The following is a 21,373-nucleotide window of genomic DNA, read 5'->3' as shown; positions in this document are numbered from 1 at the left end:
CTTACCAGCTGGTCTCCCTCTCCGCGGTCGAAGAAATCTTGTGAATGGCCAGATCCGCGCCTTCAAATTCCTGTTCCGGATCAAGACGAATCCCCACCATTTTCTTCAGCAAGCCATAGACGATCCAGCCTCCTGCCGCCGCAATGGCAATGCCCATGAGGCTGCCGATGAGCTGCGACATGAACGACACACCGCCCCTTCCGCCCAGGGCCTGCAAGCCGAAGATGCCGGCTGCGAGTCCGCCCCACAGTCCGCACAGCCCGTGCAGCGGCCATACGCCCAGTACATCGTCGATCTTCCACTTGTTCTGCGTGCGGGTGAACATCCATACGAAAATCGCGCCTGCAATGCCACCCGTGACCAGCGCGCCCAGCGGGTGCATCAGGTCCGAGCCAGCGCATACCGCTACCAGTCCGGCCAGTGGACCGTTGTAGGCAAAACCGGGATCGTTGCGTCCCATCATCAGGGCCACCAGCGTCCCCCCGGCCATGGCCATGAGCGAATTCATCGCGACCAGGCCATTCATCTTGTCCAGCGTCTGCGCGCTCATCACGTTGAAGCCGAACCAGCCCACCGTCAGAATCCATGCGCCCAGGGCCAGGAAGGGTATGTTGGAGGGGGGATGCGCCGCCACCGCACCTTCCTTGCTGTAACGGCCACGCCGCGCACCCAGCAGCAGCACCGCAGGCAGGGCGATCCAGCCGCCTACGGCGTGGACCACGATGGAACCGGCGAAGTCATGGAACTGCGCACCGAAGGTCGCCGCCAGCCAGGCTTGCACACCCAGGTGCTGGTTCCAGGCAATGCCCTCGAAGAAGGGATAGACCACACCCACCAGCACGGCCGTGGCCACCAGCTGCGGATTGAACTTGGAACGCTCGGCAATGCCGCCCGAGATGATGGCCGGAATGGCCGCCGCAAAGGTCAGCAGGAAAAAGAACTTCACCAGCTCGAAACCACTGCGCTGGGCCAGCGTCTCGGCTCCCGCAAAGAAGCTCACGCCATAGGCCACGTAGTAGCCGATGAAGAAATAGACGATGGTCGAGACCGCAAAGTCCGCCAGGATCTTCACCAGAGCATTGACCTGGTTCTTCTTGCGTACCGTCCCCAGCTCAAGGAAGGCAAAGCCGGCGTGCATGGCCAGAATCATGATCGCCCCCAGCAGGATGAAGAGGGCGTCTGCGCCGTTTTTGTGATCGTCCACCAGAAAATCTCCCAAAAAGTGTGCAAGAAAATGCTTGAAAGCCAGGACTAAAGCAATTTCCGTTCCATTTTGGTGAAAAATTCGCAGTTCCTTGATTTGAAACGACTTTTCTGGTGCATCAGGATCTTGTCAGTGAACGTTGCGCACGAACTTCGTGCGTTGCGGGCATGCTCCAGGTTGATGAGCTGCATTTTGGTGCGCGAGTCCCATGGTCTTCGCCTTCCCGGCGCGCGGGGAATTCCGATCAAAGTGCGCCGCTTCGTCGACTATCTCGCCGAGGACTTCGGCAGTCATCCTCCGTGGGAGCCGCAGGAAACGCCGCGTACCTAGGGCCCGCCTAGTGCGATGATACGAACAGCGCAGCAGGATCCGGCGCGGGAAGCGCGTAGGCGGTCTTCATTCTGGTGACCTCCTGCACGGGCGTCATGCCGAACAATCGCTTGAATTCACGGCTGAACTGGGATGCGCTTTCGTAGCCCACGGTGGCGCTGGCTGCGGCTACCGTCAGGCCGTTGCGCAACATCAGCAGACGCGCCTGATGCAGACGCGTGGACTTGAGATACTGCATGGGCGAGGTGGCGGTGACCGCCTTGAAATGCGCATGAAAGGATGGCGGACTCATCCCGGCTTCTTGCGCCAGCTGTTCCACGTCCAGCTTGTCCGCGTAGGCGGCATGGATCTTCCGGATGGCGCGAGCTACCTTTGCGTACTGTCCGTCATTGCGCAATGCGGCTCGCATGGAGGCGCCCTGTTCGCCGCTGAGTACCCGCAGGTAGATTTCCTTGACCAGGGAGCGGCCCAGTATGCGGGCCTCCATCGGAATGCACATGGCCTCCAGCAGGCGCAGGACGGAGGCCGACATCCTCTCGTCCATCCGGGTAGCGAACATGGTTTGCGGACTGGCGCGCACATCGGTCTGGTCCATCTGCAAGAGCACTTCGGCCAGCAGCTGGAAGTCCAGCCGAAAGTAGATCGCCAGCAGTGGCGCCTTCGCGCTGGCATCGGTTTGCATCGTGAATGGCACCGGCACGGAGACGGCCAGATAGTGGCGGGCATCATAGAGATAGGTCTTCCCGCCCAGGTAGCCGCGCTTTCTTCCCTGCACGACCACGACGATGCCCGGCTCGTAGAGCACCGGTGTTTCACGCAGGCGGCGATTGGAACGCAGCAGGCGCACATCCGGCAGCAGCGAGAGGTTGTAGCCCTCTTCAGGCGCGAGCTGCATGAGCAGGTCCACCATGCGCTGGTGCACACCCGAGGTCAAAGCTTGAGATGTCTTCATGCGTCCCGTCATCGTCAATTGATAGGTTTAGGCAAACATTGAATGCCAACCGACATGGTGCAGTCAAGTGCACCTGCCTATCATTGAAGCCGTCGCCTTCCCGGGTGATGAACCGGTTTGGTTCGTCAGGAGGGCGGTTTCACGGGAGATGTGGCGATGGTCATGCAGAAGTCCGACAAATTGAATTTTCTGATTACGGGTGTCAGCTCAGGTTTTGGACGTGCGCTGTCCCATGCGGCCTTGCAGGCGGGACATACAGTAATAGGCACAGTGCGCAACGAGGAGGCGCGAGCGGTCTTCGAGCACCTCGCACCGGGGCGGGCGATGGCAGTGGTGCTCGATGTCACCGATTTTCCTTCCATTGACAGTGTCATCGGCAGCGCGACCGAGCGCCTTGGTCCTGTCGACGTCCTGGTCAACAATGCCGGCTACGGTCATGAAGGGGCGCTGGAAGAGTCTTCGCTGGAGCAGATGCGGCATCAGTTCGACGTCAATGTCTTCGGTGCCGTCGCCATGATCAAGGCCGTGCTGCCGGCCATGCGGACGCGGCGACGCGGCCATGTCATCAACATCACCTCCATGGGTGGATTCATTACCATGCCGGGCATCGCCTACTACTGTGGCAGCAAGTTTGCTCTGGAAGGCATTTCAGAGACCCTGGCCAAGGAAGTGGCTGACTTCGGCATCAAGGTCACGGCGGTAGCGCCAGGCTCGTTCCGCACCGACTGGGCAGGCCGCTCCATGGTCCGTTCGCCGCGCAGCCTCTCCGACTATGACGCAGTGATCGATCCGATCCGCGCTGCGCGTCAGGCCAAGAGCGGTCACCAGCTCGGCGATCCGGCGAAGGCGGCGCAGGTAATCCTGGCCTTGGCCGACGATGTCAACGCCCCGGAGCATCTCCTGCTGGGCAGCGATGCAGTCAGGCTGGTGCGGGAAAAGCTGACGAAGATGAGTCAGGAGATCGACGCATGGGAACAGGTCTCCGTCTCCACCGACTTTCCGTAAATGCCCTTGCGTGACGGGTCCACCGAAGAACATCACTGCGCGGAGGGGGCGTATATTTTCGAGCGACTGACTGCATTTCAGCTGCGGTCAGGATTGGTCATCATGGTTTCATTGGACGGTCATATTGGATTGCTAGATTGCAGCTCCCCCCGTGTATCCCTCACCCTCACAGGAGCCGCCATGCCAGACCAATACCCGCCAGCCGACCACAGCCGTCGCCGCTTCCTGCGCGACAGCGCACTGACCACGGTGGCCGCCGCCACCACCTTGAGCGCCCCGGCCGCCTTTTCCGCCGCACCGGCCATCATCACCTCCGAACGCCTGCGCCCGCAATTGCCCGGCGGCGTCATGAGCGGCGATGTGACGCGTGACAGCGCCATGCTCTGGGCGCGTACCGATCGCAATGCGCGCATGCTGGTCGAGTATTCCACCCGCGAGAACTTCAGCAATCCCGTGCGCATCGTCGGCCCGACCGCGCTGGCACGGGAGGACTACACCGCGCGCGTGGACCTGCGTGGCCTGCCGGCCGGAGAACGCGTCTACTATCGCGTGCGCTTCCAGGACCTGCAGCATGAATCGGCCCTGAGCGAAACGCTGACCGGCAGCCTCATGCTGCCTGCCTCTGCACATGGCCAGGCGCGCGACATCACCTTCGCCTTTTCGGGCGACGAAGCCGGGCAGGGCTGGGGCATCAATGAGCAGTGGGGCGGTTATCGCGTTTATGAAAGCATGCGCCGCTTCCGTCCGGATTTCTTCATCCACTCGGGCGACCAGATCTATGCCGATGGCCCCATCCAGGCCGAAGTGAAGCTGGAGGACGGAACACTGTGGCGCAACGTGGTGACCGAAGCCAAGTCCAGGGTCGCGCAGACGCTGGACGACTATCGCGGCAACTTTGCCTACAACATGCTGGACGCCAACAAGCGCCGCTTCGCCGCCGAGGTGCCCTTCCTGGTGCAGTGGGATGACCACGAGGTGCGCAACAACTGGTATCCCGGCCAGGTGATCGGTGCGGCCGAAAAGCGCTACGACGAACGCAACATCGACGTGCTGGCGGCCCGCGCGCGCCAGGCCATGTTCGAACACAATCCCTTCCGCATCGACAGCGCCGATCCCTTCCGCATCTATCGCGCCTTCAACCACGGTCCGCTGCTGGAGGTGTTCATGCTGGACGAGCGCAGCTATCGCGGCCGCAATACTCCCAACCGCCAGAAGGGCGGCCACGACGCCGACTTCCTCGGCCCCGGGCAGATGCGCTGGATCAAGCAGGCGCTGCTGCGTTCGCGCTCGACCTGGAAGCTCATCGCCAGCGACATGCCGCTCTCCATCGTGGTCCCCGATCTGAATGCCGATGTCCCCAAGGGGACTTTCGAGGCCTGGGCCAATGCCGACCATGGCAAGCCCTCCGGACGCGAACTGGAGGTGGCCGAACTGCTGCGCTTCATCAAGCAGCATGACATCAAGAACGTGGTATGGGTGACAGCGGATGTGCATTACGCCTCGGCCACGCACTACGCACCGGAGCGCGCCCAGTTCACCGACTTCAAACCGTTCTGGGAATTCGTCGGCGGCCCGATCAATGCAGGTACCTTCGGACCAGGCGAGATCGATCGCACCTTCGGTCCGGACGTGCGCTTCGTCAGCGTCCCGGCTGACATGAAGCAGAACCGCTCACCGGTTGAACTGTTGCAGTTCTTCGGGATCGGCAAGATCGATGCGAGGAGCAAGACCCTGACAGTCACCCTCCACAACACTGAAGGCAAGGAAATCTACAAGGTGGAATTGCCGCCCGAGGCCTGATCGCCTGCGGGTAGTGCAGAGAGTGAGGGCGGAAGCGGACCGGATTCAGCCCGGTCCGGCAAGCCTGCGCGAGATGTTCGCGCAGGCTTGCAGCAGCGGCATCACATAGGCTTGCTGCGCATCGGCCAGGCGGCGATACAGCGGAATGCTCACGCTCACGCAGGCCACCGGTACGCCATCAGCACCGATGATGGCCGCGCCATAACAAAAAATCTGGGCTTCGTTCTCTTCGCGATCTTCGGCATAGCCGCGCGTGCGGGTCTCGTCGACATCGGCACGCAGGGCCTCCAGCGTGGTGTGCGTGTTGGCCGTGAAGGCTTGCAGATGCAGCGCGCGCATCAGGCGCTCGCGCTGCGCTTGTTCCAGTGCGGCCAGGTAGGCTTTGCCCACTGAACTCGAATACAAGGTCACGCGCGTACCGATGCGCGAATCCATGCGCACGGCTTGCGGGCTTTCCAGTTTCTCGATGTAGACCATGCTGTGGTCGCTGGGCACGGCCAGATGCACGGTCTCGCGGGTGATGTCGCGCAGCTGGCGCAACGGCTCGATGGCCGTGGTGCGGATGTCGCTGCGGTCCCAGGCGCGGCTGGCCAGATGGATCAGGCGCGGCCCGACTTCATATTGCTTGCTGCGCGGGTTCTCCACCACCATGCCCTCGGCCATGAGCGCGCCGAGGATGCGATAGACCGTGGGGCGCGGATAGCCCGACAGCGCAGCCAGCTGCGCGATGGAGAGCGGCGCTTCCTGGTCGGCGATGAGCTGCAGCACCGCCATGAACTTGGAGAAGGCGGCCGTGCCTGCAATCTTGTTGGCGTCGTCGGGTTGTTGGTCTTGGTCGGGCATGAGCGGTGCAGGAAACGGTACGGGGATCGGACCAGAAAACGGACCACATGGCGGTACGGAATGGGTTACCGGATTCGGGCCAGATTATAGCCGAGCCCGTTTGCAAAAAATCCCGCGCCGTCTGGAGCCGGCGCGGGCAAATGGCATTGCACGTGAAACGATTGCGGTGGTGTCAGGCCACCAGATAGCCGCCATCGACCGGCACGATGGCACCGGTCATGAAGGAGGCCGCCGGTGAACACAGGAAAGCAACCACCTGACCGATGTCTTCCGGCTTGCCCCAGCGGCCCAGCGGTGTGCGCGCCAGGATTGGCCCGGCGCGTACGGGGTCGTCCTGCAGGGCTTGCGTGAGCGGGGTGGCGATCCAGCCCGGCGCCACCGCATTGACGCGGATGCCGTCGGCCGCATAGGCGATGGCCAGCGACTTGGTCAGCTGCGCCACGCCGCCCTTGCTGGCGCTGTAGCCCGGCACCAGCCCGCCGCCGAAGAAGCTGAGCATGGAGGCAGTATTGACGATGCAGCCCCCGGACTGCTTGAGCAGTTCGCGGCTGGCAGCACAGACGCGCATGGTGCCGGTGAGGTTGACCGCGATGACCTGCTCGAAGACCTCGGTCTCCAGCTCTTCCCCGCGCTTGATGATGCCGGCGCAGTTGACCACGATATCGAGTTGCGTGAGGCCGGCGAGCACCGCGCGCACGCTGTCTTCGCTGGCCACGTTCATCTCCGCCAGGGTGATGCCGCTGCCCTCGAATGGCTCATGCGCCAAGGGCGGCAGGCCGGCAGCAATGACGCGTGCACCCAGTGCGGCGAGCTGGCATGCGACGGCCGCGCCTATGCCTTGGGTGCCGCCGGTGACGAGGGCGGTCTTGCCCCGGAGCAGGTCGGGAATGAAGCTCATGAAGGTTCCTTCTTGTGAGTGGCAGGAGACTGGCTGGATGCCGCTACCAACGGGCGGCGGCATCGGGTCAGGCTACTGACGAGTGAAGTTTTGCCTCAGGCGGCGTGTGCCTCGATCGGCTTGTCCACCACGAACATGTAGACCAGCGCGGCGGCAAAGGCCACGGCGGCACTGATCAGGAGGGCATTGACGAAGGAGTGGGTCTGGTCCACCACCACGCCCGTGATGACCGGTGCCAGCGAGCCGCCGAGATAGCCGCCGAAGTTCTGCATGCTGCCCAGCGAAGCTACCAGGCGCCGCGGAATGGCCACCGAGACCAGCGCCCAGGCGCCACCGGAAGCCATGTTCACGAAGGCCATGGCCAGCGAGATGTAGACGATGGCCATGGTGGTGCTGGGCGTATAGGCGGCCGGAATGGTGAAGGCGCCGGCGCCGATCAAGCCCGCGCAGATCGGCCACTTGCGGCTGCGGATGGCAGGCATGCCGCGCTTCATCAGGCCATCGGCAATGTAGCCCGATGAGAGCATGCCGAGCGTGCCGAAGATGTAGGGAATCACCACCACCCAGCCGGTGCGCGCGATGGAGAGATGGCGTTCATGTTCCAGGTAGGCGGGCAGCCAGGTGAGGTACAGCCACACCATGTAGATCACGCCCATGAAGCCGAACAGCATGCCCCAGGTGGTGCGATAGGTGAAGAGGCTCTTCCATTCTGACCAGCTCAGTTTGGCATTGGCGTTGGGCTCGTTGTCATGGTCGTCGGCCAGGTACAGCACCTCGGAAGGCGTGAGCTGGACTTCGTTGCGATTCCGGTAAAACAGGTACCAGCCCACCGACACCGCGATACCCATCACGCCCATGATGACGAACATCATGCGCCAGCCGAAGGAGAGCATCAGGATCGTGAGGATGGGCGGCGCCAGCGCCGGACCGATGGTGGAGGAGGCCACGAAAATGCCGGTCGGCCCGCCGCGCTCGCGCATGGCAAACCATTCCGAGACCACCTTGGCACCGGCCGGGAATTGCGGTGCCTCACCCAGGCCGAGGAACACCCGTGCCACCAGGAACTGCTGCAGGCTGCTCACGAAGCCGCCCGCCAGCTGTGCCACCGACCAGATGAACATGCCCGCGCCCAGCATCACGCGCGCGCCGAACTTGTCGAGCATGGCGCCGATGGGCAATTGCGAGAAGGCATAGGCCAGCGAGAAGGCCGACAGCAGCAGGCCCATCTGCGAGGCCGACAGGTTGAGCTCCTGGCTCACCGAGTGATTGGCGATGGACAGCGTGCTGCGGTCGAGGTAGTTGACGATGCCTGCCAGCATCAGGAAGCTCAGTGCGACTACCTGTATGCGTTTGAGCCGGGGGCTCTTTTCCTTTTGGACTTCCATGGGTTACGTCTCCAGTGTGAATGATGTGCTGCCATTGGCGTGCTTCGTACCGGCTGCGTCTGTCGCGCAGCTACATGGCCGAAGCGTCATGCAAGGATGCGGTCTTGAGGACGGTGTGGAGTCCGTCCCCGCGTGTTGCTCTTCCGGCGCTGCCTGGGCTGCTTGTGCCTGCCCAGGCATGCGATCCTTGCTTGCCCGGATGATTCTGGTGGCCGAGCGGCAAGCCGCTCAGTAAGTTGCGCGCCCGCCCGAAAGATCGAACACGGCACCGGTGTTGAAGCTGCAGGACCCGGAGCACAGCCATGCGCACATGTCGGCGACCTCATCGACCGTGCCCAGGCGACGCATGGGGCTCTTGGCGATCATGGTCTGCACATGCTCCGGCGACATCTGCTCCAGCAGTGCGGTCTTCACGGCGGCCGGTGCAATGGCGTTGACCAGCACGCCGGTCTCGGCCAGCTCCTTGCCCAAGGACTTGGTCAGCGCCAGGACGCCTGCCTTGGCGGCGCTGTAGGCCGAGGCATTGGGCGTGCCTTCCTTGCCGGCCAGCGAGGCGATGTTGACGATGCGTCCGCGCCCGGCTGCGCGCATGGCCGGCGTCACACTGCGGCAGGCATGGAAGACGCCCAGCAGGTTGACCTGCACGATGCGATGCCATTGGGTAACGTCGTACTCGTCCAGCGGCACGGTAGGGCCGGCGTAACCGGCGTTGTTGATGAGGAAATCGATGCGCCCGGTGTCGGCCAGCAGTCGCTGTGCGGCCTGCATGACCGCAGCGGCATCGGTGATGTCGAGGATTTCTTGCCGATAGGGCGAGGCAGCGTCGTGCTGCTGGTCCCAGACGACGACCTGCGCGCCCCCCGCGGCCAGACGTGCGCCGATGGCCGCGCCGATGCCGCCATGGCCGCCGGTGACTACGGCCACGCAGTCGCCAAAGTCATGGGAGGCGCGGGAATAAGTCATTTCGTGCATCCTCAGCGTACGAAGCGATTGACGTAGTCGCTGTCCAGTCCAACCGCTTCATAGTGCTTGCGGCACATGTCGAGCTTGGTGAAGACGTCCTCATAGCCTTCGAACTTGCCCCAGGGGTCGCAATAGAACATCACGCCGGTGATGTGGAAGTAGGTGATCATCTCTTCCACGTCTTCAGGCACGTAGAGGGTGTGGGTCTCGCCAGGCGGCTCGAAGACATAGCTGCCCTGTTCGGCGATCCACTCGTGTTCCAGATAGCGCCAGCGGCCTTTGAGCACCATGCCATGCACCGGTGCCGGATGACGGTGGCGCGAGAGCACGCCGGACTTGCGCACGCGCAGCAGGTTGGTCCAGTAGCCCTGCGAGACATTCAGGCACAGCGGACGGAACCACACGTTCTCCGCCTGCGGTACCCAGATGCGTTCGTCCTCCGGCACGGCCGGATTGACCACGATCTCCAGCGGCGCTTCCTTCGGGTTGGGGAGCTGGTAGGGCTTCATCTTCAGATCGGCGGGCATGGGGGTGTCAAGGGTTGTCATGGGGTCTCCTGTCGTTGTTCTGCTGAATTTGCGTTCTGTCCGCTATATGGACAATGCGTTCGCTATATGGTCAATGTCGGCTATAGAAGACGATGTGTCAATGGCGGGTCAGGGTAGGTTGGGGCGGCACGAAAGCGAGCTTGGCGTCGGTTTTCCGGTGTTTCAGCAAGCGTGCGAAGCCTAGCGCACACGGCACAAGGCGAGCCGGCAAGCTTTGGTGAGGATGCGTGAAAATTATGCGTGGCTGCCGTTCAAGCCAGCCTGCGGGAGAAGGCGGTCGCACCGCGAGAATGCCCGCTGTGCTACCAGTGCGGTATCGGGCGATCCGCCGATCAGTGGGCGTCCGGTGCGGACCAGTGCACCTGGGAGAACGCTTCGGAAAGAAAGTCCAGCATCGCGCGCACCTTGGCCGGCAGGTGGGCGCGGCTGGGGTAGACCGCATAGATGCCCAGGTCCGGCACGGTGTAGTCGGGGAGCAGGGGAACCAGCTGCCCGCTGCGCAGGTACTGGTCGATCATGAAGGTTGGCTGGCGTGTGATGCCGATGCCGCCCAGGGCCGCCTGCACGCAGCTGTCCCCATTGTTGACGTGCATGCGGGCATGGATACGCACGCTCACCGGACCTTCCGGGCCGCTGAACTGCCATTCGTCCTTGCCCTGGTTGTAGCTGTAGCTGATGATCTGGTGCTGTGCCAGTTCGTGCGGATGATGCGGCGTGCCGTGTTTCTCCAGGTAGGCGGGTGAGGCGCAGATGGGCAGGCTGGTGCTGGTGAGCTTGCGATGGATCAGCGTGGAATCGGCCAGCCTGGCGATGCGGATCGCCAGATCATAGCCCTCGTCGATGATGTCGACGATGCGGTCCGACAAGGTGATGTCCAGCTCCACTTCCGGATGCCGGTCCAGGAACATCGGCCATAGCGGTGCCAGGTGCAGGATGCCGAAGGTGACCGGGGCATTGATGCGCAACAGCCCGACGGGCTTGGCGCTGCCTGCCGAGAGCAGGTCATCGGCTTCTTCCAGGGCGGTCACGATCTGCTTGCAGCGCTCCAGGTAGAGACTGCCTGCCTCGGTGAGCGAAAGCCGGCGCGTGGTTCGCTGCATCAGGCGTGACCCGAGGCGTGCCTCCAGTTCCAGTACCGTGCGCGAAACCGCCGCCTTGGAGATGCCCAGTGCATCGGCGGCCTTGACGAAGCTGCCGAGCTCGGCCACGGCGATGAAGCATTCGATTTCGCGCAGTTTGTTCAAATCGTCTTTCCCCGTAATGGCGCCGCGCTGGCGCCATCGGGAAGACGGGGCTCAGGCAGCGGCCGGTAGTTGTGCCAGCAGGCGGGAGCCGGTGCCGAAGGCGAAGGCGTCCATGCGCAGGCTATGATACGTGGAACCGCTGTCCAGGTGAACCAGTCGGGTCCAGTCATCGGCCGCGCCCATGGCGAAGAACAGGCTCAGCAGATGTTCGTCGGTGGGATGGCTGCGCACCGCATGCGGGGCCGTAGTCCGGTAGCCAAACAGAGCCTGCAGATCACCGGCCTGCATACGTTCGAGGAACCAGCGCAGGAATTCCACCGTATGCGGCGCGTCGCCGCCATCGGCCTCTGTACGACGCAGTTCGCGCAGGTTGTGCGTGAAGCTGCCCGAGCCGATCAGCAGGATGCCTTCGCTGGCCAGCGGCGCCAGCAGGCGGCCAACCTGGTAGTGATACTCGGGCGGTTGCTGGGATTGCAGCGACAGCTGGATCACCGGCACATCGGCTTGCGGATAGAGGTAGCGCAGCGGCACCCAGGCCCCGTGATCGAGCCCCCAGCCGCCATCGGTATTGGCTGGCAGTCCGCCCTCGCGCAGGCGTTGCGCCACGTGCTCGGCCAGGGCCGGTGCGCCTGGGGCCGGGTAATCCAGTTCATAGAGCGCCTGCGGGAAACCGCCGAAATCATGGATCACGCGCGGCTTGCTCTGGTTGCCCACGCGCGGGGTAAAGGTCTCCCAGTGCGGCGACACCATCACGATGCCGCGCGGACGTGGCAGCGTCGCACCGATACTGGCCAGCAGCGGTCCCGTGCGACCAGGTTCGACGGCCAGCATGGGCGAGCCGTGCGAGACGAACAGCGAGGGCAGGGGGAGGCTATCGGTGGTGCGGCCTGTGGTGGACACGGTGGACATGATGATTTCCTTGGAATCCCGGTAAAGGATATAAAACATTTATAGCATTTGGCTTTTTGCTGCCGTGATGCCTGATTGCTTAGTTGCATTGATGAACCAAGCCGGGCACAGGCCCGGCATTGATCGATGCGTGCTGCCCATGTTGCCATCGATGGCGCATCAGCGCTGCGTTTCGCGTTTCAGGGCAAAGGCCCCGTCACCCAGCAGGAACACGGCGATCAGGCCGACGATCCAGAGTGCCAGGTATTCCCAGCCGCCCTTGGGGTTGGTAAAGAAGAAGCCGGCCTTGCCATGCACCAGCACGATTGCGCCCAGCAGGTCTGCTGCCAGCGGCAGGGCCAGCCAGCGGCCATAGTAGCCCAGCACCAGCGCGATGCCGCCGATGACTTCCAGTGCCATCACCGGATAGGCGAACCAGCCCGGCACGCCCAGCGAGGCAAAAAAGCCGGCCGTGCCAGCCGGAGTGAAGACGAAGAGTTTCAGGCCGGCGTGGACCAGGAAGAAAATGCCCATGGTGACGCGCAGCAGGAAGGCGGCGTAGTCGGCACGGGTGTTGACGGTAACGGTGGTCATGATGATCCCGGAAAGTGTGGAGTGGATGAAGGATGGCCGGCCTTGCGCCTTTTTCTGCCTGCGCAATCGGCAGCGGCCACGTCCACACTGTAGGGAAGAATGCGAGCCGGATAAACCGGCTGCGGCGGGACGGATCGTCTTGAAGAAGTTGACAATCCATCCGCGCCGGAGAGGATCAGTCTTCGCCGTCGCGCGGGACCGGCTTGGCTTCCTCGCGGCGGTTGTAGCCGGCCACCATGTCGAAGCGGAACAGGCGGCATTCCAGGGCGCCGTTGAAGAACGGCGTCTTGCGGGCTTCCTTCAGGCGCATCAGCTTGGGCAGGCCGAGGTCGGCCGAGAACAGGAATACGCTCCAGCCCGCAAAGCGCTGCTTCAAGGTGCTGGAGAAGGCGCTGAAGAACTGCGCGAACAATTCCTCGGTCGGCAAGGCGCGGTCGCCGCGCACGCCGATACGCTCACCGTAAGGCGGATTGGAGAGGATGATGCCGACCAGCGGCTTGCCCTCGGCATCGACCGGCGGCTTGATTTCCTGTGCTTCGATCTGCTTCAGCGGTACCTCGAAGTGCACGCCGGCGCGCACCAGGTTCTTGCGGGTCAGTTCCACCATGTCGCCGGAGATGTCGCTGCCGAAGAGCGTAGGCGTGGTCGGAATCGGATTGGGTTTGAAATCGCCCTTGATGGCGAACCAGGCATCGGCATCGAAGTTGCTGAACTTCTCGAAGGCGAAGCGGCGGCGCGCACCTGGCGGCACCCCGGCGATGATCTGCGCGGCCTCGGCCAGGATGGTGCCGGAACCGCACATGGGATCGAAGAGTGGCACCCCCGGCTTCCAGCCTGCGGTGCGCAAGAGGCCCGCCGCCAGGTTCTCGCGCAGCGGTGCGTCACCGGTTTCTTCGCGCCAGCCGCGCTTGAAGAGCGCCTCGCCGGAGGTGTCGAGATAGACCGTGAAATTGTGGGCATCGACGAAACCGGCGATGCGCATGTCGGGCGTGCGGGTGTTGACCGAGGGGCGCAGCTTGAACTGGTCGAGGAAGCGGTCGCAGATCGCATCCTTGATCTTGAGGGTGCTGAACTCCAGGCTGCGCAGCGGCGATTTCACGGCGGTCAGGTCCACGCGGATGGTGTGCGAGACCTTGAACCAGTCTTCCCAGGCTTGTGCGAGAGTGAGGTCGTAGATGTCATTCTCGTTCTTGTAGGAACCATGGCCCATGCGCAGCAGCACACGGCTGGCGATGCGCGAGTGCAGGTTCATCTGGTAGGCCGCCAGCAGCGTGCCGGAGCAATGCACGCCACCGGGCACCTGGTTGTGCACCTTGAGGTTGGCGGCGGGGCCGGCGTGCTGGGCGATCTCGTTGAGTTCCTCGGCCAGGGCCGCTTCCAGGCCGCGCGGGCAGGGGCAGAAATAAGAGTAATGGGTGTCGGGGGATTGCATGGGAGTACCTTTTGTCCGTTGGAAAACAAAGTATCAAAAATGGAAAAAGCCGGAGTGCGCTGCTTGTAGCGCACTCCGGCGTCATTGTACGCTGCTCGCTCAGCCCTTCGCGAAGGCGCGCTCGACGAAGTCGAGGCGGTCCTGGCCCCAGTAGCCTTCACCCTGGTAGAGGTACCACGGTGCGCCGAAGACGCTGGCGGCATTGGCTTCATCGGTGAAGCGGTCGAACTCGGCTTGCACGCTGGCCGTTTCAGCCGACTTCAGCAGGGCGGCGCCGTCGTGTTCCAGGGCATTGGCGATGGCCACCAGGGTGTCTTGATCGGCGATGTTCTTTTGCTCTTCCCACACCGCGCGCATGATGGCACCGGTCATGCGCAGCGCGGCCGCGGTACCGTGTGCCAGCTGGGTGGCGATGATCAGGCGCGAGGCATTGTCGCTGTTGACCGGGAAATAGGTCGGTTGCAGGATCATGGGCTTGCCGAGGAATTCGCTCCAGCGTGCCAGTTCCTTCAAACGATAGGCCTGGCGCTGCGGTGCGCGCTTGGCCAGGGGCAGGCCGCCGGAGACACCGAAGATCCTGGACAGATCGAAGGGTTTGGGAAGGATTTGCACCTGGTATTTTTCCGCCAGGGCGACGAAACGATCGTGGCCCAGATAGGCGAAGGGCGAATGCGGCGCGAAGAAGTACTCACAGACTTTGCTCATGACCGGCTCCGGAAGGATGGGTGTGGAATGACGCGGATGACGACAGAAAAATGCAGAACGATTGCTTGGATCAGAATGGCTTGACCACGACCAGGATCACGATGGCCAGCATCAGCAGCACCGGCACTTCGTTGAACCAGCGATACCAGACGTGGCTGCGCACGTTCTTGCCGTGTTCGAATTTCTTGAGCAGCGAGCCGCAGGCGTGCTGGTAGCCGATGACCAGCACCACCAGGAACAGCTTGGCATGCAGCCAGCCATTGCCCGGCCCTTTCCAGAATGACCAGGTGATGGCCAGCAGCCACACGCCCAGCACCAGTGCCACCAGCGAGATCATGCCGGTGAAGCGGTACAGGCGGCGCGCCATGCCCAGCAGGCGTTCGCGCGCGACCAGGTCGGTTTCCTGGGCCAGGTTCACGAAGATGCGCGGCAGGTAGAACAGGCCGGCGAACCAGGAAGCGATGAAGACGATGTGCAGGGCTTTGATCCAGAGCATGGCGGTCCTTGTGGTTGGCGTAAGAGATTACTGGCGTACCTGTCCCTGGCCCAGCACCACGTATTTCAGCGAGGTCAGTCCTTCCAGTCCCACCGGGCCGCGTGCATGCAGCTTGTCGTTGGAGATGCCAATCTCCGCCCCCAGGCCGTATTCGAAGCCATCGGCAAAGCGGGTCGAGGCATTGACCATGACTGAGGCCGAATCCACCTCGCGCAGGAAACGCATGGCGCGCGTGTAGTCCTCGGTGACGATGCTGTCGGTGTGCTGCGAAGAATGACGGTTGATGTGCTCAATGGCCTCATCCATGTCGGCCACCACCTTCACGGCCAGGATGGGCGCCAGGTATTCGGTGTCCCAATCCTCTTCGGTGGCCGCCTTGAGCAGCGGATACCCGGCCAGGATCTCGGCAGCTTCGGCATCGCAGCGCAGTTCCACTTCCTTGACGCGATACAACTCGGACAGCGGCGGGAGGATGGTGGCGGCAATGTTGCGCGCGACCAGCAGGGTTTCCATGGTGTTGCAGGTGCCGTAGCGATGGCACTTGGCATTGAAGGCCACATCCAGCGCCTTGCGGCTGTCGGCCTTATCGTCGATGTAGACGTGGCAGATGCCGTCGAGGTGCTTGATCATCGGCACCTTGGCTTCCTTCATGAGGCGCTCGATCAGGCCCTTGCCGCCACGCGGGACGATCACGTCCACGTATTCCTGCATGGTGATGAGCGCACCCACGGCAGCGCGGTCGGTAGTCTCGACCACCTGCACCGCTTCTTCCGGCAGACCGGCACCGGCCAGGCCTTCCTTGACCAGCCTGGCCAGCGCCTGGTTGCAATGGATGGCTTCGGAACCGCCGCGCAGGATGGTGGCGTTGCCGCTCTTGATGCACAGGCCGGCAGCATCCACGGTGACGTTGGGACGGGCTTCGTAGATGATGCCGATCACGCCCAGCGGTACGCGCATCTGGCCGACCTGGATGCCGGTGGGGCGGTACTTCATGTTGCTGATCTCACCGATGGGGTCGGGCAGGGACGCAATCTGCTCCAGACCCTCGGCCATGGTGGCGATGGCCTTGTCCGACAAGGTCAGGCGGTCCAGCATGGCCTCGGCCAGGCCATTGGCGCGCGCTGCGTCGAGGTCCAGCGCATTGGCCGCGCGCAGGGCGTCAGCCTCGCGACGGATGGCGGCTGCGATCAGCAGCAGCGCCTGGTTCTTGGCGGCGGTATCGGCGCGCGCCATGGCGCGCGAGGCGGCACGGGCCTGCTGGCCGATGCGGTTCATGTAGAGGTCGATGTTTTCCATAGGGTTTTCTCCGGGGCGCGCTGCGCGCGTCGGGTTCAATGCGGGTGATGTCAGTGTCCGCGTGCCAGTTTCAGTCCCAGCTGCAGCAAGGCGTCCCATGGGTCGCCGGCAAAGCTGCGGGCGCGCAGGCCCTTGACCATCCGGTCCACCAGGGCGGCTTGCTGCAGGGCCTGTTCCAGCGCGCCCAGGCTGATGCGGCGCAGGGCCGGTTCCATGAGGCGTTCGCGCGGGCCCCAGATGCGGTATTCCTTCAACAGTGCCCCCACCGGCTTGCCCTGGGCCATGCCGGACTTGAGCTTGAGCAGGGTGCGGATTTCTTCGGTGACGGCCCACAGCACCAGCGGCAGGGCCTCGCCTTCGCCCTTGAGACCCTCCATCATGCGCGTCAGGCGCGCAATGTCGCCGGAGAGCATGGCTTCGTTGAGCTTGAAGACATCGTAACGTGCCACGTTGAGCACCGCATCCTGCACCTGGTCGAAACCGAGCTGGCCGGGCGGATGCAGCAGGGCCAGCTTCTGGATCTCCTGGTGTGCGGCCAGCAGGTTGCCTTCCACGCGGTCGGCGATGAAGTCCAGGCAGGCCCGGTCTGCGCTCTGCTGCTGGGCGGCCAGCCGGTTGCCGATCCAGCCCGGCAACTGGGCGCGTTCCACCAGCGGGATGTCGATGTAGACCGCCGCCTGTTGCAGCGCGCCGACCCAGGCCGCCTTCTGCGTGGCCCAGTCCAGCTTGGGCAGGCTGATGATGGTGAGATTGTCGGGCGACAGATTGGCCGCGTAATCCTGCAGCGCCTGGCCGCCATCCTTGCCGGGCTTGCCGGTGGGGATACGCAGCTCGATGAGCTTCTTGTCGCCGAACAGCGATTGCGACTGGTTCGCCGCCAGCAGTTCGCCCCACTTGAAGCTGCGCTCCACCACCAGCACCTCGCGCTCGGTATAACCGTTGGCGCGGGCGCTGCGGCGGATCTTGTCAGCCGCTTCCAGGGCCAGCAGATGCTCGTCACTGGCGATCACATAGAGTGAGGCCAGCGATTTGCCGAGATGGGCGTCCAGGGAGTCGTGGCGCAGCTGCATGGTGATCCCGTGCGCCGGTCAGGAATCCGCACCGGCCGCAGCCTTCTCGTTGCGGATGGCCGTCTTGGAGGCCGACAGGCGTCGCAGGATCTGCTGCACCAGGTCGGACTGCATGTCGCGGTAGAGCAGGGCTTCTTCGGCCTGCTTGGCCAGTTCCTGGTTCTCGTCATAGGTGATGACGCGACGCAGGGTGATGGCCGTGGGAGGGATCACGAGCACGCCCTTGGCATCGGTGACCGAGAAGGTGAAGCGCTGGAACAGCGCGTATTCACGCACGCGGCCATCGGTGTTCAAGGTCAGTACCTGGCGGTCGCGGGTATCGGTCAGCACCTTCAGGTTGGCTTCAGCCTCCTTGGGTTCGCTCACCACCCTGGCACCGCTGGCCTCGATGTTGCGCTTGAGTTCCACCCCGACCACCGAGTTGGGCGTGAAGCCCAGGTAGATGGTCTTGAAGGGCAGGTCGGCGGCGCCGCGCAGATGGAAGCCGCAGGCCGTGAGCATCACGGCCGCGGCCAGCAGCAGCAGCCATTGCGAGAAACGCTTGATTTGGACTTGAGCGTGCATGGAGTTCCGTCGTTGAGGTTGGGCCGGATCAGGCAACGATGTTGACCAGCTTGCCCGGCACCACGATCACCTTCTTCGGTGCGCCGGTCAGGAATTTCTTGACGTCTTCATTGGCCAGCGCAGCTGCTTCGATGGCGGCCTTGTCGGCATCCTTGGGGACGGTGACTTCACCGCGCAGCTTGCCGTTGACCTGCACCACCAGCTTCAGCTCGCTCTGCTCCAGCGCCGCCGCATCGACCTGCGGCCAGGCCGCATCGAGGATGTCGCCCTGTGCCTTGGCATAGCCCAGTTCCTGCCACAGCACATGGGTGATGTGCGGGGCCACCGGATTCAAGACGCGCAGGAAGATCGAGAAGCATTCGGCAATCACCGCATCACCCGCGGCACCGGCAGCCGGCTTGGCGGCTTCGAGCGTGTTGAGCATCTTCATGCAGGCCGAGACCACGGTGTTGTACTGGATGCGCTTGAAGTCGTTGTCGGCTTGCTGCAGGACCTTGTGCACTTCGCGGCGCAGGGTCTTCAGTCCATCATCGAGCTGGGCTGCATCGACCGCACCGGCTGCGGTGATGCGCGCGGCGTTGTTGTAGCCGAAGGCCCAGACGCGGCGCAGGAAGCGGTTGGCGCCTTCCACGCCGGCACCGGACCATTCCAGGGTCTGCTCCGGCGGCGAGGCAAACATGGTGAACAGGCGGGCCGTGTCGGCACCGTACTGGTCGATCTGCGCTTGCGGGTCGATGCCGTTGTTCTTGGACTTGGACATCTTCTCGGTGCCGCCGATCATCACCGGCTGGCCGTCTTCCTTCAACACGGCCGAGACCGGACGGCCCTTGTCGTCGAAGGACAGGTCGACGTCGGCCGGGTTGTACCAGGTCTTCTTGCCGGCAGCGTCTTCGCGATAGTAGGTCTCGTTCAAGACCATGCCTTGTGTCAACAGGTTGGTGAAGGGCTCATCGAACTTGACCAGGCCGAAGTCGCGCATGACCTTGGTCCAGAAGCGCGCATACAGCAGGTGCAGCACGGCGTGTTCGATGCCGCCGATGTACTGGTCCATGGGCATCCAGTAATCGTTGCGGGAGTCCACCATCGCCTCGTTGCTGCCCGGCGAGGTATAGCGCATGTAGTACCAGGACGAATCCACGAAGGTGTCCATGGTGTCGGTTTCGCGGCGCGCCGGCTTGCCGCAGCAAGGGCAGTCGACCTTGAGGAATTGCTCATGCTTGTTCAACGGGTTGCCGCTGCCGTCCGGCACGCAGTCTTCCGGCAGCACCACCGGCAGGTCCTTCTCGGGCACGGGCACGTCGCCGCAATCGGGGCAGTGGATGATGGGGATGGGGGTGCCCCAGTAGCGCTGGCGCGAGATGCCCCAGTCGCGCAGGCGGAAAGTCACCTTCTTCTCGCCCAGGCCCTGTGCGGCCAGATCGGCGGCCACCGCATCGACGGCGGCCTGATAGCCCAGGCCATCGTACTTGCCCGAAGCGATGGTCTTGCCGGCTTCCTTGTCGCCATACCACTCTTCCCAAGCCTCGGTGGAGTAGGTCTTGCCTTCCACGGCGATGACCTGCTTGATCGGCAGATTGTATTTGCGGGCGAAGGCAAAGTCGCGCTCGTCATGCGCCGGCACGCCCATCACGGCGCCGTCGCCGTAGGTGATGAGCACATAGTTGCCGACCCAGACTTCGACCTGCTCGCCGGTCAGCGGATGGGTGACGAACAGGCCCGTGGGCATGCCCTTCTTTTCCATGGTCGCCATGTCGGCTTCGATCACGCTGCCTTGCTTGCATTCGGCGATGAAGGCTTGCAGGGCCGGATTGTTTTCTGCGGCGAGCGTGGCCAGCGGGTGTTCCGGGGCGACGGCGCAGAAGGTCACGCCCATGATGGTGTCGGCGCGGGTGGTGAAGACGAAGAGCTTGCCATCGTTGATGAGCTGGCCGTCCGCGCCCTTGATCTGGTGCGGGAAGGCAAAGCGCACGCCGGTGGACTTGCCGATCCAGTTGGCCTGCATCAGGCGCACGCGCTCGGGCCAGCCGGGCAGCTTGGTCTCGACGTGTTCCAGCAGTTCGTCGGCGTAGTCGGTGATCTTGGCGTAGTACATCGGGATCTCGCGCTTTTCGATCACGGCGCCCGAGCGCCAGCCACGGCCGTCGATGACCTGCTCGTTGGCCAGCACGGTCTGGTCGATCGGATCCCAGTTCACGGTCCCGGTCTTCTTGTAGATGATGCCCTTCTCCAGCATCTTCAGGAACATCCACTGGTTCCACTTGTAGTACTCGGGACGGCAGGCCGTCATTTCGCGCGACCAGTCAATGGCCAGGCCCATCGACTGCATCTGCGACTTCATATATTCAATATTGGAATAAGTCCACTGCGCCGGCGGCACGCCATTGGCCATGGCGGCGTTTTCGGCGGGCATGCCGAAGGCATCCCAGCCCATGGGCATCAGGACGTTGTAACCGTTCATGCGCAGGTAGCGGTACATCACATCGTTGATGGTGTAGTTGCGCACGTGGCCCATGTGCAGCTTGCCGGAGGGATAGGGCAGCATCGAGCAGGCGTAGAACTTCTTCTTGTCGCGACCTTCCTTGTCGCGGGCGTTTTCGACGGTCTTGTAGGCGTCGATGGCGTTCCAGTGCTGCTGTGCGGACTGTTCGACTTCGGCTGGGCTGTATTTATCTTGCATGACGGGCTGATACGGATGGAATTCGGTTGGGAGGGGATTGCAATTCGAAACCCTGCATTATACCGGCTCGCCGCCCCGGCGCGGCATTCCGGCCCGCCTTGGCCGACCGTCAACCCGCCTGCCCGAAAAAAAAACCCGCCTCGGTAAAGAGGCGGGCCAAGACCCCTGTGCCTGAGCAGTGTGGCAACAGGGATAGCAGCTACACGGTTCCCGCCTACGAGGGGGCGACGGACTGGGTCGGTGTTGCTGGCCTGCATGGGAGCTGGCATGGCGTATGAAACCATCGACAGCCGCCGAGTGGCGTGTTCTCGAAAGTATTCTTGTTAATTCTCGAAAAATTGTGAAAAAGCAATTTTTTATTCGGGTTGGGGAGAATTTGGCCGCGTCGCTTGTCCTTCAATTGAAAGTCTCCCGGACCAGGCAGTTATGAATTTTTCGTTCACATCTCGTAGGCTTTAGTGGTCATGAGGGCGTAACAA

Annotated in this window: 19 protein-coding genes; 2 read left to right on the top strand and 17 right to left on the bottom strand. The window is 63.1% G+C overall.

What is annotated here, in order from left to right; translation table 11 throughout:
* Nucleotide 1: 1 nt before the first annotated feature.
* Both HNO82_RS14840 and HNO82_RS14835 read right to left on the bottom strand, forming a co-directional pair.
* Nucleotides 2-1,204 carry an ammonium transporter gene (locus tag HNO82_RS14840; protein ID WP_008325388.1) on the bottom strand — a complete coding sequence of 401 codons (1,203 nt, stop codon included), beginning with the start codon at nt 1,202-1,204 and terminating at the stop codon, nt 2-4.
* 337 nt (nt 1,205-1,541) lie between these two features.
* Nucleotides 1,542-2,486, bottom strand: coding sequence for an AraC family transcriptional regulator (locus tag HNO82_RS14835; RefSeq protein ID WP_175344254.1), 945 nt, complete (start codon nt 2,484-2,486; stop codon nt 1,542-1,544).
* 162 nt (nt 2,487-2,648) lie between these two features.
* On the opposite strand from HNO82_RS14835, the gene HNO82_RS14830 reads away from it, so the two are divergent.
* A complete protein-coding gene (locus HNO82_RS14830; protein WP_175344253.1) occupies nt 2,649-3,491 on the top strand; it encodes an oxidoreductase in 843 nt (280 codons plus the stop codon).
* Between the two features lie 180 nt (nt 3,492-3,671).
* A complete protein-coding gene (locus tag HNO82_RS14825; protein ID WP_175344252.1) occupies nt 3,672-5,291 on the top strand; it encodes an alkaline phosphatase D family protein in 1,620 nt (539 codons plus the stop codon).
* Nucleotides 5,292-5,336: 45 nt separating this feature from the next.
* Here HNO82_RS14825 and HNO82_RS14820 read toward each other — a convergent pair whose 3' ends face one another.
* From HNO82_RS14820 to leuS, 15 genes are all read right to left on the bottom strand, one after another.
* Nucleotides 5,337-6,134 (bottom strand): IclR family transcriptional regulator, encoded by a 798-nt coding sequence (locus HNO82_RS14820; protein ID WP_175344251.1) that lies wholly within the window; start codon nt 6,132-6,134, stop codon nt 5,337-5,339.
* Nucleotides 6,135-6,306: 172 nt separating this feature from the next.
* Nucleotides 6,307-7,032, bottom strand: a complete 726-nt coding sequence (locus HNO82_RS14815; RefSeq protein WP_175344250.1) for an SDR family NAD(P)-dependent oxidoreductase — start codon at nt 7,030-7,032, stop codon at nt 6,307-6,309.
* Between the two features lie 95 nt (nt 7,033-7,127).
* A complete protein-coding gene (locus tag HNO82_RS14810) occupies nt 7,128-8,417 on the bottom strand; it encodes an MFS transporter (protein ID WP_175344249.1) in 1,290 nt (429 codons plus the stop codon).
* Nucleotides 8,418-8,645: 228 nt separating this feature from the next.
* Complete coding sequence (locus tag HNO82_RS14805) at nt 8,646-9,380, bottom strand: SDR family NAD(P)-dependent oxidoreductase (RefSeq protein ID WP_175344248.1); 735 nt, start codon at nt 9,378-9,380, stop codon at nt 8,646-8,648.
* An 11-nt stretch (nt 9,381-9,391) separates the two neighbouring features.
* Nucleotides 9,392-9,928, bottom strand: coding sequence for a 2,4'-dihydroxyacetophenone dioxygenase family protein (locus HNO82_RS14800; protein ID WP_249777016.1), 537 nt, complete (start codon nt 9,926-9,928; stop codon nt 9,392-9,394).
* A gap of 332 nt (nt 9,929-10,260) precedes the next feature.
* On the bottom strand, nt 10,261-11,172 hold the full coding sequence (locus HNO82_RS14795) for a LysR family transcriptional regulator (RefSeq protein ID WP_008325420.1): 912 nt from the start codon (nt 11,170-11,172) through the stop codon (nt 10,261-10,263).
* Nucleotides 11,173-11,223: 51 nt separating this feature from the next.
* Nucleotides 11,224-12,081, bottom strand: coding sequence for a dioxygenase family protein (locus tag HNO82_RS14790; RefSeq protein ID WP_175344247.1), 858 nt, complete (start codon nt 12,079-12,081; stop codon nt 11,224-11,226).
* A 159-nt stretch (nt 12,082-12,240) separates the two neighbouring features.
* A complete protein-coding gene (locus HNO82_RS14785; RefSeq protein WP_008325429.1) occupies nt 12,241-12,654 on the bottom strand; it encodes a DoxX family protein in 414 nt (137 codons plus the stop codon).
* A gap of 175 nt (nt 12,655-12,829) precedes the next feature.
* On the bottom strand, nt 12,830-14,086 hold the full coding sequence (locus HNO82_RS14780) for a THUMP domain-containing class I SAM-dependent RNA methyltransferase (RefSeq protein WP_175344246.1): 1,257 nt from the start codon (nt 14,084-14,086) through the stop codon (nt 12,830-12,832).
* 99 nt (nt 14,087-14,185) lie between these two features.
* Nucleotides 14,186-14,791, bottom strand: a complete 606-nt coding sequence (locus HNO82_RS14775) for a 2-hydroxychromene-2-carboxylate isomerase (RefSeq protein WP_008325439.1) — start codon at nt 14,789-14,791, stop codon at nt 14,186-14,188.
* A gap of 70 nt (nt 14,792-14,861) precedes the next feature.
* Nucleotides 14,862-15,287 carry a CopD family protein gene (locus tag HNO82_RS14770; protein ID WP_008325441.1) on the bottom strand — a complete coding sequence of 142 codons (426 nt, stop codon included), beginning with the start codon at nt 15,285-15,287 and terminating at the stop codon, nt 14,862-14,864.
* Between the two features lie 27 nt (nt 15,288-15,314).
* Nucleotides 15,315-16,583: a glutamate-5-semialdehyde dehydrogenase gene (locus HNO82_RS14765; protein ID WP_175344245.1), complete on the bottom strand. Its 1,269-nt coding sequence runs from the start codon at nt 16,581-16,583 to the stop codon at nt 15,315-15,317.
* Nucleotides 16,584-16,633: 50 nt separating this feature from the next.
* A complete protein-coding gene (gene holA / locus HNO82_RS14760) occupies nt 16,634-17,653 on the bottom strand; it encodes a DNA polymerase III subunit delta (protein ID WP_175344244.1) in 1,020 nt (339 codons plus the stop codon).
* 18 nt (nt 17,654-17,671) lie between these two features.
* Nucleotides 17,672-18,217: an LPS-assembly lipoprotein LptE gene (locus HNO82_RS14755; RefSeq protein WP_175344243.1), complete on the bottom strand. Its 546-nt coding sequence runs from the start codon at nt 18,215-18,217 to the stop codon at nt 17,672-17,674.
* Between the two features lie 28 nt (nt 18,218-18,245).
* On the bottom strand, nt 18,246-20,894 hold the full coding sequence (gene leuS, locus HNO82_RS14750) for a leucine--tRNA ligase (RefSeq protein ID WP_175344242.1): 2,649 nt from the start codon (nt 20,892-20,894) through the stop codon (nt 18,246-18,248).
* Nucleotides 20,895-21,373 lie beyond the last annotated feature (479 nt).

The sequence above is a fragment of the Herbaspirillum sp. C9C3 genome, from assembly GCF_013359625.1.
Taxonomy (GTDB): domain Bacteria; phylum Pseudomonadota; class Gammaproteobacteria; order Burkholderiales; family Burkholderiaceae_D; genus Herbaspirillum.
The sequence above is the reverse complement of the archived record's forward strand: the minus strand, read 5'-3'. Positions and strand labels throughout refer to the sequence as shown.